General features: G+C 52.5%; 10 protein-coding genes and 2 pseudogenes. 6 read left to right on the top strand and 6 right to left on the bottom strand.

Features of this window, described 5'->3' with window-relative positions; translation table 11 throughout:
- Positions 1 to 28 precede the first annotated feature (28 nt).
- Positions 29 to 313 (top strand): annotated as a pseudogene (locus Q0628_RS15755) (glycosyl transferase); the annotation flags it as partial.
- A 354-nt stretch (positions 314 to 667) separates the two neighbouring features.
- On the opposite strand, the pseudogene Q0628_RS15760 reads toward Q0628_RS15755, so the two are convergent.
- From Q0628_RS15760 to nuoB, 4 genes and pseudogenes are all read right to left on the bottom strand, one after another.
- A pseudogene (locus Q0628_RS15760) lies at positions 668 to 1,204 on the bottom strand (NAD(P)H-dependent oxidoreductase subunit E); the annotation flags it as partial.
- On the bottom strand, positions 1,201 to 2,394 hold the full coding sequence (locus tag Q0628_RS11435; protein WP_298771124.1) for an NADH-quinone oxidoreductase subunit D: 1,194 nt from the start codon (positions 2,392 to 2,394) through the stop codon (positions 1,201 to 1,203). The pseudogene Q0628_RS15760 and the gene Q0628_RS11435, both read right to left, overlap by 4 nt.
- Positions 2,391 to 2,990, bottom strand: a complete 600-nt coding sequence (locus tag Q0628_RS11440) for an NADH-quinone oxidoreductase subunit C (RefSeq protein ID WP_298771126.1) — start codon at positions 2,988 to 2,990, stop codon at positions 2,391 to 2,393. The genes Q0628_RS11435 and Q0628_RS11440 overlap by 4 nt, the downstream gene beginning before the upstream one ends.
- Positions 2,990 to 3,625, bottom strand: coding sequence for an NADH-quinone oxidoreductase subunit NuoB (nuoB, locus tag Q0628_RS11445; RefSeq protein ID WP_298771128.1), 636 nt, complete (start codon positions 3,623 to 3,625; stop codon positions 2,990 to 2,992). The genes Q0628_RS11440 and nuoB overlap by 1 nt, the downstream gene beginning before the upstream one ends.
- A gap of 261 nt (positions 3,626 to 3,886) precedes the next feature.
- Between nuoB and Q0628_RS11450 the strand changes: the two genes are divergently transcribed.
- Genes Q0628_RS11450 through Q0628_RS11460 form a run of 3 tightly spaced genes read left to right on the top strand, consistent with a single transcriptional unit; the run spans position 3,887 to position 6,997 of the window.
- Positions 3,887 to 5,578, top strand: coding sequence for a bifunctional diguanylate cyclase/phosphodiesterase (locus tag Q0628_RS11450; protein ID WP_298771130.1), 1,692 nt, complete (start codon positions 3,887 to 3,889; stop codon positions 5,576 to 5,578).
- Positions 5,579 to 5,610: 32 nt separating this feature from the next.
- A complete protein-coding gene (locus Q0628_RS11455) occupies positions 5,611 to 5,802 on the top strand; it encodes a 4Fe-4S binding protein (protein WP_298771131.1) in 192 nt (63 codons plus the stop codon).
- Positions 5,795 to 6,997: an NAD(P)/FAD-dependent oxidoreductase gene (locus Q0628_RS11460; protein WP_298771133.1), complete on the top strand. Its 1,203-nt coding sequence runs from the start codon at positions 5,795 to 5,797 to the stop codon at positions 6,995 to 6,997. Before Q0628_RS11455 ends, Q0628_RS11460 begins: the two co-directional genes overlap by 8 nt.
- A gap of 47 nt (positions 6,998 to 7,044) precedes the next feature.
- Here Q0628_RS11460 and Q0628_RS11465 read toward each other — a convergent pair whose 3' ends face one another.
- Together Q0628_RS11465 and Q0628_RS11470 are read right to left on the bottom strand one after the other, a co-directional pair.
- Complete coding sequence (locus Q0628_RS11465; protein ID WP_298771135.1) at positions 7,045 to 7,773, bottom strand: NAD(P)H-binding protein; 729 nt, start codon at positions 7,771 to 7,773, stop codon at positions 7,045 to 7,047.
- Positions 7,774 to 7,782: 9 nt separating this feature from the next.
- The gene (locus tag Q0628_RS11470; RefSeq protein ID WP_298771137.1) at positions 7,783 to 8,892 is read right to left on the bottom strand and encodes a histidine phosphatase family protein; all 1,110 of its coding nucleotides are present in this window, start codon (positions 8,890 to 8,892) and stop codon (positions 7,783 to 7,785) included.
- Positions 8,893 to 9,010: 118 nt separating this feature from the next.
- Here Q0628_RS11470 and Q0628_RS11475 point away from each other — a divergent pair, with 118 nt between their 5' ends.
- Positions 9,011 to 11,485 (top strand): glycogen/starch/alpha-glucan phosphorylase, encoded by a 2,475-nt coding sequence (locus tag Q0628_RS11475; RefSeq protein ID WP_298771139.1) that lies wholly within the window; start codon positions 9,011 to 9,013, stop codon positions 11,483 to 11,485.
- 199 nt (positions 11,486 to 11,684) lie between these two features.
- Positions 11,685 to 13,574 carry a glycoside hydrolase family 9 protein gene (locus tag Q0628_RS11480; protein ID WP_298771141.1) on the top strand — a complete coding sequence of 630 codons (1,890 nt, stop codon included), beginning with the start codon at positions 11,685 to 11,687 and terminating at the stop codon, positions 13,572 to 13,574.
- The last annotated feature ends 99 nt before the right edge of the window (positions 13,575 to 13,673 follow it).

Consider the following 13,673-nt stretch of genomic DNA (forward strand, 5'->3'; position numbering starts at 1 on the left):
CATTCTCAAGACAGACACCGGCCTGCGGCTGGTCTACCCCGGGTTTAAGACCTACCCCGAGGTCACCGATCCCTTCACCGGCTATAACCCCGGCAACGGGGAAAACGGCGCTATTTTCTGCCACGCCAATGGCTGGGCCGTCATCGCCCAGGCACTGTTGGGTGACGGCGACAAAGCATGGGAGTACTACACCCTGCTGGCTCCCCAGAAGGCACTGGAGCGGGTGGGCCTGCAGACCTACCGGGCAGAGCCGTACGCCTGGGCAAGCAACATCGTCGGCCCGGAGAACCCCAAGCACGGCTGGGCCAACGTGACCCACATCACCGGCACCGCCGCCTGGATGGATATTGCGGCGAACCGGTTCCTGCTGGGCATTCAGACCGGCCTGGAGGGCGTGACCCTGGCTCCCGTGATGAAGCGGGCGTGGAAGGAAATGACAGCCCAGCGGCTTTGCCGTGGCACCCGGAGCACCGGGGTGGCCGCCGTGGCCCTTCACGATTCCGCCGAGCACGTCGTGTTTCGGCACGTTATTCGCATGGGCCTTGCACCAGTCGATAATGCGATCGATGCTTGCTTCGGTCAGAGTCGTACCGCGCTTCATCTTGAGCTGACCGTCTACCACGTCGGTGGCGAAGTCATCGTTCACGAGCATCATGGGGCCATTGCCGCAGCTACCCAGGCATTCCACCTGGAGCACGGTAAACATGCCATCGGGAGTAGTTTCGCCGGACTTAACGCCAAGCTTGTTTTCCACATACTTGATGAGCGGCTGGGCACCCTTGATAGCGCAGCTGATGTTGCGGCAGAACTGCAACAGGAACTTGCCCTTGGGAGCGTGGTTGTACATGGTATAGAAAGTGGCAACGCCGAGAGCGTGAGCCGGAGCGCAACCGCAAACATTAGCCGCCCAGCGGATACCTTCGGTCGGAACCCAGCCGAACACGCCCTGCACCAGCCAAAGGACTTCAAGCAGAGCGCCCTGGCCCACCGGGTAGCGGCTGAGCAAGTCGGCGCAACGTTCCTTGATTTCGGGAGTGTCAAGCTTTGCGAGCACTTCCTTCGGAGCGGGCTGCGGAACAGGCTTGTTCACGTAGCCAAAAGTCTGACCCGGATCCGGGAGCGCGGGAATCGCTTCGCTCGGACCGTCAAACTTCAAATGGTTATTCGATACAAACTGAACTGCACCTTGAATATGTTGTGTCATCGGTCAAGTTCTCCAGCAATCATGTTGAGGCCAGGCAGAGTTGCCATGGAGTCGGCAAGGGTCAGGCCTTCGACCAGTTCGTTAAATGCAGACACATGGGCAAACGACGGGGAACGCACCTTGATGCGGTAGGGGTGGCCGCTGCCATCGCTCACGATGGTAAAGCCAAGTTCGCCGTTCGCGCATTCGCTTGCGCAGTAGTATTCGCCTTCGGGCACGCGCACACCTTCGTACACACTCTTGAAGCGGCCGATAAGGGCTTCCATGTCCTGGTAGGCAAGCTTGTGCGCGGGCACGCGGATGCGTGGGTCGACGATGTCGACCGGGCCCGGAGCGAGGCGCTTCAGGGCCTGGCGCACAATCTTCACAGATTCTTCAATTTCGGCAAGGCGCACCTGCAGACGGTCGTTGGCATCGCCCTGGGTTCCCACCACGACTTCCCAGTCGTAGGTCTCGTAGTCGTAGTAAGGTTCGTCCTTGCGGAGGTCGCTTTCGACACCCGTCGCACGGAGACACGGACCGGTCCAGCCGTAGCTGATAGCGCGTTCGGCAGAAATCTTGCCGACGCCCACGGTACGGTCAAGGAAGATACGGTTACGGTCCAAGCAGGCATGCAGGTCCTTAAGCGCCTTTTCCACCGACTTCAACGCAGTAAGCACGTCTTCTTCGAAGCCGTCGTAGCTGTCGCGGTAGAGGCCGCCAATGCGGGCAAAGCTGTTCGTGAGGCGCGCGCCCGTGAGTTTTTCCCAAATCAGCATGATTTCTTCACGCGGATTGAAGGCGTACATGAACGGTGTGGTGCCGCCCAAGTCCTGGAAGGCAGCAGCCGTGCAAATAAAGTGGTCGTTAATGCGAGAGAGTTCATTGATAATCACGCGGAGCACCTTGCAGCGTTCCGGGATTTCGATACCATACATGTTTTCGACTGCGCGGCAGAATGCAATGTTGTTCATCATTGCAGAGCAGTAGTTCAAGCGGTCGGTGTACGGGATTACCTGCTGCCAAGTGCCGCGTTCGACCATCTTTTCAAAACCGCGGTGCATAAAGCCGATTTCATGGACACCGGCCACGATGGTTTCGCCATCAAGGGCAGCCAGCAGGCGCACGCAGTGGTGAGTCGCCGGGTGCGTGGGGCCCACGTTCAGGGCCATCAGGTTCATCTTTTCGCCATTCGGGTCAAGTACGATCATTCTCTGATACTCCCTTCAAGATATTCTTCTTCGACAGGCATGATTTCCTTGGAGCGCTGGATCACCTTGTAGCCCTTGTCTTCCAGGCGCTTTTCCAGTTCCGGAATTAAGAAATCGCTCGTCGAAAGCCACTGGCGCTTCTGGGCAGGATAATCCTTGCGCAGCGGGTGGCCCACAAATTCAACATGGTTCAAAATGCGGCGCAGGTCCGGGTGTCCTTCGAACACGATACCGAACTGGTCGTAGACTTCGCGTTCGAGCCAGTTGGCGCTTGCATACAAATCTGTAAGGGTCGGCACCTTCAGGTCGGCTTCGCTGACCAGCACCTTAAGACGAACGCGGCGGCCCGGATTCTTCATGCTCTTAAAAGCGTAGCTCACGGCAAAACGCGGACCTTCATGGTTCGGGTAAGTCAGGTAGTCGATACCGGCGAGGTCGAGGAGCATGTCGAACTGCATCGACGGATCGTTCTTCAAAAATTCGACCGCATTGTGCAGGTATTCCTTCGGGACCACCACGCAGGCATCCCACTTGGCCGCATCGTCCTTCTTGCCACCAAACTTGGATTCTAGAATGTCAATCACGGATTCCATCATTACTCCTTCCAGAACTGTGCTTTCTTGACAAGTTCCTGCTCTTTTTCAGCTACGAATTCCTTGATTTCGGCAGTCTTTTCACGGGCAAAATCGCGGGCTTCCGCCTTCGCCTGTTCGGTCTTCGCCTTGATCATTTCGAGCTGGTCTTTGACGCGTTCGGCACGCTGCTTCATGTAGGACTCATCCTTGATCTTCTTCTGGAGGTCAAACATCGCCTCGAAGAACGCTTCCGGACGGGAGGGGCAACCACCGATGTACACGTCCACCGGAATGATATGGTCAATGCCCGGCACAGTGCAGTAGCAGTCATAGAAACCACCGGAGCTGGCGCAGGCACCCATGGCGATCACCCAACGGGGTTCGGCCATCTGTTCGTACATGCGCTTGAGTATTGGCGCTTGCTTATAGGAAATGGTTCCGGCCACAAGCAGCACATCGGACTGACGCGGCGTAAAACGCACGTATTCAGACCCGATACGGGACAAGTCGTAGCGGCCCACTTCGGTACTCATAAATTCGATTGCGCAGCAGGCAGTTCCATAAGGGAACGGCCACAGGGAGTTCGTTCGGCCCCAGTTGACCAGAAAGTCAAGAGAGGTCGTAATGAAATTCGGCTTTTCTGCCTCATTACTCATAGGAGATTACCTCTTTAAATGCGGGCAAAAAGATAGAATTTTAAACATATAGTGTAAAATTAATCCGTTTCAAATGGAACGATTGGTGGTAGTCCTCCCCCCGGATAAATTAGACATGACTAACATGTTTGAACGCTTCTTTTTTACATTTCATGCGCAATTTATGTAAGCCGCAAAAAAAACTTGCAAAAACAAACCCTAAATTCTAAATTTGGCGCGGTATTTTTGGATTACGGCCATTTTATAGGTCAAAGAGGATGTATGGAATTTTTATTGTGCAGCGACCTTTACTGGGATTTCAGAAGAAAGATTGCAGGCAATTTCGCCTCTGCCAAGGACTTTCACAACTACACCGCTCAGAATATACAGCCTCTCGTCCAAACACTTAATGTGGCCTACCTCGCCTGCGGATTGCTTCCGCCCCCCTCTCAACTTGGAATGACTTCCGAATGCGGCAAGCAGATTCTCTACCACGACACCACAATCTTGCCCATCATCCCCCAAAATACCGAAATTGCAGAAACTCTCAGTACTGGCGAACAAGGGACTTTTACCATAGACATTCATCCCATCCCGGGGCACCACTTTTCGGACGAAGAACGGAAAGCTCTCCAGATGCTCACTTGGGATCTTTATGTCCACGGAGCCAAGGCAAGACTTACCGGCATAGCCATGAAATCAGCCCAGACCGATTTCATGACGGGCGCAGTAAACCAGTCCGGATTACTTGCTTTCTGCGGAAAGCTTCAGGCCCAACGAAAATTCCATAACTATACCGGACTTTTCATCAACCTCAAGAATTTTAAGTATATAAATAAGTCCCTAGGCAGTCCGATGGGCGACAATGCGCTCAGGATCTTTGCCGAAAACACCAGACAAGGCCTAAATGAGGACGAAATGATCGCCCGACTCGGCGGAGACAACTTCTTCGCCCTGCTCCTCAAGGAACATGTTGATGACTTCATATCAAAATACGCTGTCCAGGACATCACCTTGAGCAAGGGACCAAAGCCAATGAACATCAGGCTTCAGGCCCGCATGGGCGTCTACCCCATCCGCGAAAAGGACACAATCAACGAACTGATGGGTAACGCATCTATAGCCATGAATGTCGGCAAAACGATTAGAACAACCGACATCATCTATTTTTCCAACGAAATGCTCATCAAGTCCCTGCACCAGAGGGAGATTTCGAGCGAATTCCACAACGCTCTCAAATCAAAGGAATTTGTCGTTTATTACCAACCCAAGGTCAACTTGAACACCAAGCAGCTCTGTGGCTGCGAGGCCCTCGTTCGTTGGATCCGATACAAGACTATCGTTCCGCCAATTGACTTTGTCCCCGTCCTCGAAAGAGAAGGCTATATCTGCGAACTTGATTTCTACGTACTAGAAACCGTATGCAAGGATCTCCGTAAATGGATTGATCTGGGTCTGAAGCCAACCCGCATTTCGACGAACTTCTCTAAACTACATTTAAAAAATCCTAATTTTGCAAAGAACATTCTCGAAATACTTGGCAAATATAATGTAGATGCATCCTACATCGAAGTGGAGCTGACCGAGGCCTCAGATTATGATGACAATCTGGCCATGCAGAAAGTTGTCGAGATTCTAAAAAGTAATGGAATATCGGTTTCCATAGATGATTTCGGCACCGGCTACTCCACCCTGAATGTGCTCAAGGATTCCAATGTTAATGCAGTAAAACTTGACAAATCTCTACTGAACAACATCGGAAACCCCGAATCCCAGGACGAAGTCATCCTGAAAAATGTCATCAAGATGGCACAAGAAATGAACAAGGATGTCATCGCAGAAGGCGTGGAAACCGAAAAGCAGGCTATTTTCCTAAAGAGCATCAACTGCCACAACGCGCAGGGATACCTTTTCGACAAGCCCCTCGGTCACGAGGAATTCCAAAAACGCCTAAGCAGCGAAAAGCCGTATTAATCCTGTCTGCGGAATTTGCTATATTATTTGTAATGAAGAAACTTGTTCACGATAGGTCTATATGCCTTGCTTGTGCAGGCTGTGTCGGCATATGCCCCCAAATGGCCCTTGACATGTATGGGCTAGATTTGCAGATTGATCACGAAAAATGCATCAAGTGCGGAATCTGTACTAGGGCATGCCCAGTCGGTGCATTGAGGGTCCTGGAGGTGAACGATGCTTGATTCCCGTTACGATGTCGTGGTAATAGGAGCGGGTCCCGGAGGCTCCGTCGCTGCACGAAACCTAGCTCGTGCAGGTCACAAGGTATTACTTCTCGAAAAGCGCGAAAAGATCGGCTATCCGGTACGCTGTGGCGAAGCGAGTACCAATCTCGCGGACTTACAGACATACGGCCCAATCGATGACAGTTGCATAGAAAGCATCATCAACGGGCTTTTCATCAACGGGCCCGCAGGTGTGAATATCGAAGTTCCGAAGCCGAACACGGGAATCATGCTGAATCGTGAAATTTTTGATCCTTGGCTCGCAAAACTTGCCGCCGATGATGGCGCCCAGGTAGAGACATGTGCACGCGCCGAATACGTGGGCAATGTCGAAGGCGATTCCCGTATGATCCGAGTCGTTCTCGGCAAGGGTGACGGAAATGGAGTGGTAGCCGCAACAAGTACGCAAGAAATTTACGCGAAGATGGTTATTGCGGCCGACGGAGTCGAAAGCCGTATCGGTCGCATGGTCGGTTTAAATTGTGTTCAGAAACCGCAGGAAACATGCACCGGAGTAGACATTCAGGTGCAGGGACTCCTGACAAGGCCCGACTATCTCACCTTCTGGCAGGGCTACGACTTTATCAACGACGGCTACATCTGGAGTTTTCCGAAACAGAAATCGAACGTGACGAACTTCGGTGCAGGATTCCTCGCAGCAGGCAAACATTCGGGCAACATTCTCGAAATCACTATGGAATGGCTCGAAAAGCTGTTCCCCGGAGCCAAGATTAACCATACTGTCGGCGGACTCGTTCCCGTATCAAGTTTCCTTAAGGAATACACCCTTGACCGTTTCGCCCTCGTGGGCGATGCAGCCCACCACACCAACCCGCTCACGGGTGGTGGCATCGCAGCAGCGATGAGGGCGGGCAGATTCTGCGCCGAATATGTGGACCTCGGTCTCAAGGCAAAAAATCTCTCGAAAGATTTCCTCATGCAGTACGAAAACCGTTGCTACAGCTACTTCGGCAAGATGCACAACTTTGAATACAAGTTCCGCCGTTTCCTACTCGCCATCAATCGAGATGACCAAATCGGACTCTACAAGGTACTTCAGGGATTCGCCCTGAGCGGATACAAGAAAAGCGCCTTCCTCAAGACGCCCCTTCAGACTACGAAATTCCTGTACAAGTTCTGGAAATTTAAGTAGAGCCTAGAGAATTAGTCCCTAGATTCTAGTCTCTAAACTCCAAACCCTCAAAACAATTCATCCACTTTCGTCTTAGCTAGCACCCGATTATAGATGATCCGCTTGCCCTTGACACCATCTGTCACACACACATGGTCCTTGGGCGGTTTCAAGATAGACGTAACCAAATGAGCGGCAACCGTTGCGGCATGAACAGGACGCACAAACGAGGGAATCCATTCGGGGTGAAGTCCAATCGTTTTCTGCAATAAATCTTCGCCAAAGCGTCTATCCTTGTGTTTACCGAGCAAAAGCGATGGCCGAACCAGGGTAAGCGATTCAAAATCCATCATGGTAAGGCCTTCTTCAAGCATTCCCTTAAGCCGATTGTAGAAAAAAAAGGAATGCGAATCAGCGCCTTGCGCACTCACGCACAGGAAATGTTTTACTCCCGCCTTTTTCGCAATAGCCGCCAGCGTCAGCGGAAGCCGGAGATCAACCTTTTCCTGACATATCTTGCTTCCGGCCTGTTTCCTGGTTGTTCCTAGGCAGCAGACAACCGCTTCGCACCCCGTAAGTCCCGCCAAGATTTTTGACCGATTCGAAACATCCGTATCGGACATGAAACAATTAACTTGTTCGAAATCAACCTGCACATAGTCAATTTTAGGCGAAAGCCTTTCTTCAGGGATGCTGCGAACAGGACAAAATACATGCACGACTTGAGGAAGCCGTGCAAGCAGCGCCAACACATTTTTTCCGACAAGGCCCGTGGAACCTAAAAGAGCAACTTTCATAAAATACGGCTACTTTTTAGTGCCGTAAGCTTCTCTCGTGTTCAACGCACCCGAATCCGTGCCGCGAGCAGGCATAACCGTAACAAGCCCGTTAGCATCAACCACGACCGCTATACCAGCCAAGTAGTTAATCCAGTGAAAAGTTTCATAAGACTTTAGATCTACAGTACGATTTGAAGCATAAACTGCAAGCGGATCAACCAGGAGATCATGAGAAATCAAGACATTTACTCGCTTCCAGCTAGGAAGGTTAGCCACGATTACCTCGTTGATAAACTGATCTCCACGTTCAAACAGATCGTAGAAATAAGTGGCGATACCATGTTCGATTACATAGTTGTTCGTAAACGGTTCACCATAAGCCCACTGCGAGACATATCTCATCGAACCACCACGAGTAGAAACAAGAGCATCCAAGGTATCGGAAGGCACCGTCAGGAAATAACCTCCGTCTATGCCGTTCCATGTAACAACCTCTGCCGTTTCGCCGCGCCCCTCCGCCATCTTCTGTGCCGTAGTTTGAGTACGCACGAAGTCTGTCGAGGCGTAGTAGAAGGAGGCGTCACCACCCGCAAGTTTCTTTCCCGCATCGATAGCCTGTTGCACTCCCACCTCGGTAAGCGGAGATTCCTGTCCCAAGCCCGATTCACGTTCCGCATGGCGCAAGACAAAAACAATCTTGCTTTCGGAAGGAACCGCATTATAAATGTCTCCAATATCATAAAATCCTGCAGTATCGGGAAGTAAGCCCGGAATAGCCGTAGCCACATCGCGATTGATGATAACACCCGTCGGATCTACAACTACAGGCGAATCCGTAGGAATAACAGGATCTGGCAAATTAGGATCTGTTGCCGAAGAACCAGGAAACGCGTCTCCGGAATCCTGCGACTGACACTGCGGAAGGGCAGGATTTGCAATGCATTCTTCTGAAAGAGATGATGCAGACGATTCAGGCGTCAACGGATTATCTACCGCCGATGACACTGGCGCCTGATTTTCCGGTGCAGCCGGCGTAGAGCTAGACGAATCATCGCTGCAACCAGCGATAACGACTGTAATAAAAGCGGCGCATATCATGGGGAAAGCGTGCTGTGCCATAAACTTTTTCATGTTCATAGGGTTTTCCTCTATATCGTTATTCATTCCCTAATTTAACTTTTTCTTTTGCCACACCCCGTAAAAATTTCTAAACTTACAAAAGAAAAATTTTAACCCTAACCCATAGGACCCTCTTATGGCAAAAACATTCAAGAAAGCAGAAGATTTGGCAGTTCTCGGTAACGACGCAGAATCTTTCCGCAAGGCCTTTACCGACCACATCCACCACACGCTCGCTCGTAATAGCGCGACCGTGACGGACCACGAAAAGTTCCTCGCCGTGGCATACGCTGTACGCGACCGCCTGGTCGACCGCTGGATCAAGACCCAGGAAACCTATTACCAGAAAGACGTGAAGCGTGTCTACTACCTGTCCCTCGAATTTTTGATTGGCCGTACCCTCGGCAACTCCGTGCTGAACCTCGATGTGGAGAGCGCCGTCTCCGAAGCTCTTGACGAACTCGGCATGACCCTCGAAGAACTCCGCGAACAGGAAGTCGACGCAGGTCTCGGCAACGGTGGTCTCGGCCGTTTGGCCGCTTGCTTCTTGGATTCCATGGCAACCCTCGAACTCCCGGCCACCGGTATGGGCATCCGCTACGAATACGGTATGTTCAGCCAGAAGATCGTGAACGGCGAACAGGAAGAACAGCCGGATAACTGGCTGCGCCTCACCAACCCGTGGGAAATCGCCCGTCCGTCGAACGAAGTCAAGGTTCCGATGTACGGCTACGTCGTGAGCTGGATGGACGAAAAGGGCAGACTCCGCAACCGTTGGGAAACCAAGGACTACGTGCTCGCCCTCCCCTACGACACTCCGATTCCGGGTTACAAGAACAACACCGTGAACAACCTGCGCCTCTGGAGCGCGAAGTCCACCGACGACTTCGGCCTCAGCTACTTCAACAACGGTGACTACATCGCCGCCGTGCAGGACATGGAACTTTCCGAAACTATTTCCAAGGTGCTCTACCCGAACGACGCTTCCATGAACGGAAAGGAACTGCGCCTCAAGCAGCAGTACTTCCTCTGCTCCGCTTCGCTCCAGGACATCATCCGCCGCTTCAAGAAGCTCCATGAAGGCGAATGGAAGGTGTTCCCCGAAAAGGTCGCCATCCAGTTGAACGACACGCACCCGGCCATCTCTATCGCCGAAATGATGCGCATCTTGCTCGACGAAGAAAACCTGGAATGGGACGAAGCTTGGGAAATCGTGACGCACACGTTTGCCTACACGAACCACACCTTGATGCCCGAAGCTCTCGAAAAGTGGCCGGTCAGCCTGTTCGAAAAGCTGTTGCCGCGTCACCTCCAGATCATTTACGAAATCAACGCACGCTTCCTGCGTCAGGTGTCCCTCAAGTGGCCCGGCGACAACGCTCGCCTTGCCCGCATGAGCCTCATCGAAGAAGGCGGCTGCAAGATGGTCCGCATGGCTTACCTCTCCATCGTGGGTTCGTTCGCCGTGAACGGTGTGGCAGCACTCCACTCCGACCTCTTGAAGACCACGCTCTTCAAGGACTTCTACGAACTGTGGCCTGAAAAGTTCAACAACAAGACGAACGGTGTCACGCCGCGTCGCTGGGTCCGCAAGGCTAACCCGGCAATGTCCGAACTCATTTCTTCCAAGATCGGCGAAGGCTGGGTCAAGGACCTCGACGAACTGAGGAAGCTCGAAAAGTTTGCGAAGGACGCCAAGTTCCAGAAGGAATTCATGGCCGTCAAGAAGCAGAACAAGGAACGCCTCGCCAAGTACCTCAAGGCAACGCAGGGCGTCGATGTCGACGTGAACACGTTCTTCGACGTGCAGGTCAAGCGTATCCACGAATACAAGCGCCAGCTCCTGAACATTCTGCACGCCATTCACCTGTACATCCAGCTGAAGGACGGCAAGGAAATCATGCCGCGTACCATCATGATCGGTGGTAAGGCCGCTCCGGGTTACTGGATGGCCAAGCAGATCATCCGTCTTGCCAACGCCGTTGCCGCCATCATCGATGCCGATCCGGTTTGCAAGGGCAAGCTCAAGATGGTGTTCCTCGAGAACTACCGCGTGTCTTTCGCCGAAAAGATCATTCCGGCCGCAGACCTCTCCGAACAGATTTCCACCGCAGGCACCGAAGCTTCCGGTACCGGTAACATGAAGTTCGCCCTGAACGGCGCACTCACCATCGGTACACTCGACGGCGCCAATGTGGAAATGAAGGAAGAAGTGGGCGACGAAAACATCTTCATCTTCGGCCTCACCGTGGAAGAAGTGACCGACCTCCTCGCCAAGGGTTACCATCCGCGCGACTTCTACGAACACGACGACGATCTGCGCCGCGTGATCGACCTGATCGCTTCCGGCTTCTTCAGCCCCGATCGTCCGGACCTGTTCAAGCACATTGCCGACAAGCTCCTCACCAACGACAACTACCTGCTCTGCGCAGACTTCCGCAGCTACGTGAACATGCAGAAGAAGGTCGCCGAGGAATACCAGGACAAGAAGACCTGGGCAGAAAAGGCAATCCTCAACGTCGCTCGCATGGGCAAGTTCAGCTCCGACCGTACCATCAAGCAGTACGCCGAAGAAATCTGGAACGCCAAGGGCTGCAGCATCAAGCTGTAATACCGAGCTGTTCGGTTAAAAAAAAGAAACAACTGATTTTCAAGTCCGCGACTTTCGTCGCGGACTTTTCTTTTTACGCCTGTATACACTTTCTAAAAAAATATGCCGTGGTTTCAAGTGAAAACATTTTCTGTTTTCCACCCCCTACCTACAGATTTGTTAAAGGTTTAAATTTAGAGAAAACAAAAAGGATGAGTCTATGAATATCCACAAAACCATCTCGGTTTCTATCATCGCCTCCGCACTCGCCACAAGCGCATTTGCGGCAACCGCATACCAGAATCAAGTCGGTTTTCTAACCAAATCTCAAAAACAAATGGCGGTCATCGGAGCCGAAGGTGAAGATATCGTTTTCAAGTCTGCCTCCGGAACCGAAGTTCTCAAGGTTAAGGTCCCTGAAGCACAAACTTGGGAACCTGCAGGCGATACTGCAGCATCTCTTGTTGATTTTTCGGAAATTCAGACCGCAGGCACCTACCAAGCCTATGTGAAGGACGAAGCAGTCGGTCACCCCATCGTCATTGCTGACGACGCCCTCGAAGAAGCCACCAAGGCATCCATCAAGTTCTTCTACTTCCAGCGCGCATCGATGGAGTTGACCGAAGAATACGCCGGAATCTACGCACGTGAAGCCGGCCACCCGGATACATCCGTCAAATACCATGCTTCCACGGGAAAGACCGATACCGAAGCGACCTTTAACGGTTCCAAGGGTTGGTACGATGCCGGCGACTACGGCAAGTATATCGTCAACTCGGGCATTACTACCTACACACTCCTTCAGCTTTACCAGCATAACAAGGCATATTTCGAGACACTCAACCTGAACATTCCCGAAAGCGGCAACAAGGTTCCCGACATTCTTGACGAAATCCGCTGGAACCTGGACTGGATGCTCACCATGCAGGACGAAGACGGAGGCGTTTTCCACAAATTGACGACCAAGCAGTTTGCAGGAATGGTCATGCCGGCCAAGGCCACCGCGCAGCGCTATGCTATCGGTAAGGGTATCGAAGCCACCTGGAACTTTGCCGCCGTCATGACTCTCGCATCTGAAATCTACAAGCCTTTCGACAGCGAGTTCGCAAAGGCATGCATTGACGCAGCCCAGAAGGCAGTCGTTTGGGCCACGGCCAACCCCTACGCTAGCTATGAACAGCCCTCCGATGTCGGTACAGGAACTTACACGGGCGCTGTTGCATGGGCTGCCAAAATGTGGACCCTTATCGAAATGTACCGCCTCAGTTCCAATCCTGACATTCTGGACGAAATCAAGGAACTCCCGGTCGCCCGTAGAAAGGCAAGCCTTCCGAACTGGCAGAACAGCTATTTGCTCGGCATCTATACCATCGCAACGAACCCCGATATCTTCGAAAAGGACCTCGTCGATACCGCTACGGCAATCATCGTTGAAACGGCCGACAGCTACTTGAAGGGGCTCGATAACAATGGTTACGGCATTGCGCTCAACAAGGGCGACTTCAACTGGGGTTCCAACGGCACCGCATCGAACAAGGGTATGCTCCTCATCCACGCCTATATCCTGACCAAGGACGCCAAATATCTCGACGCCGCAAACGGCATCGTGGACTATGTTCTCGGTCGTAATCCCCTCGATCTATCCTACCTTACCGGTTACGGCGTAAATCAGGTGATGAAGCCGCACCATCGCCCCAGCCAGAGCGACGGCATCGACGCTCCGGTTCCCGGCATGATTGCTGGCGGTCCTAACTCCGGTGCAACGGACTGTGCCAAGAAATTCGTCGTTCCCAATGCCGCCGCTAAGTCCTACTACGATAATTCCTGCAGCTACGCAACCAACGAAGTCGCCATCAACTGGAACGCCCCCTTCGCTTACCTGATCGGTAGCGTGCAGGCAATCGCTTCCACGGGCAACACCTACGATATCCACTCCAAGACGGCCGCCACTTACGACATTGCCTCCATCGAAGCAAAGAGCCAAGTTCGCGTCGCTCCGCAGGCTTCCGGAAAGCGCCTTGTCCTCCGCGGTCAGAAGGTCCAGGTGGAATATACCGACAGAAACGGCATCAAGAGCCACTTCAGCATCAGCGGCAAACGCATTCGTTAAAACAAGCCTTTAAACATTCTCCAAAACAAACACTCCAAAACCTCAATAACACTCCAAGACGGCGCCCTTCTGGGCGCCGTTCTTGTTCTCTGCGATTAG

Origin of the sequence: uncultured Fibrobacter sp. (genome assembly GCF_937877005.1) — a bacterium.
Lineage (GTDB): Bacteria > Fibrobacterota > Fibrobacteria > Fibrobacterales > Fibrobacteraceae > Fibrobacter.

Bases quoted from the DNA above. Each gene is read 5' to 3' on its own strand.
- Q0628_RS11435 (WP_298771124.1), bottom strand. From the start codon at position 2,394: ATGATCGTACTTGACCCGAATGGCGAAAAGATGAACCTGATGGCCCTG.
- Q0628_RS11440 (WP_298771126.1), bottom strand. From the start codon at position 2,990: ATGATGGAATCCGTGATTGACATTCTAGAATCCAAGTTTGGTGGCAAG.
- nuoB (WP_298771128.1), bottom strand. From the start codon at position 3,625: ATGAGTAATGAGGCAGAAAAGCCGAATTTCATTACGACCTCTCTTGAC.
- Q0628_RS11450 (WP_298771130.1), top strand. From the start codon at position 3,887: ATGGAATTTTTATTGTGCAGCGACCTTTACTGGGATTTCAGAAGAAAG.
- Q0628_RS11455 (WP_298771131.1), top strand. From the start codon at position 5,611: ATGAAGAAACTTGTTCACGATAGGTCTATATGCCTTGCTTGTGCAGGC.
- Q0628_RS11460 (WP_298771133.1), top strand. From the start codon at position 5,795: ATGCTTGATTCCCGTTACGATGTCGTGGTAATAGGAGCGGGTCCCGGA.
- Q0628_RS11465 (WP_298771135.1), bottom strand. From the start codon at position 7,773: ATGAAAGTTGCTCTTTTAGGTTCCACGGGCCTTGTCGGAAAAAATGTG.
- Q0628_RS11470 (WP_298771137.1), bottom strand. From the start codon at position 8,892: ATGAACATGAAAAAGTTTATGGCACAGCACGCTTTCCCCATGATATGC.
- Q0628_RS11475 (WP_298771139.1), top strand. From the start codon at position 9,011: ATGGCAAAAACATTCAAGAAAGCAGAAGATTTGGCAGTTCTCGGTAAC.
- Q0628_RS11480 (WP_298771141.1), top strand. From the start codon at position 11,685: ATGAATATCCACAAAACCATCTCGGTTTCTATCATCGCCTCCGCACTC.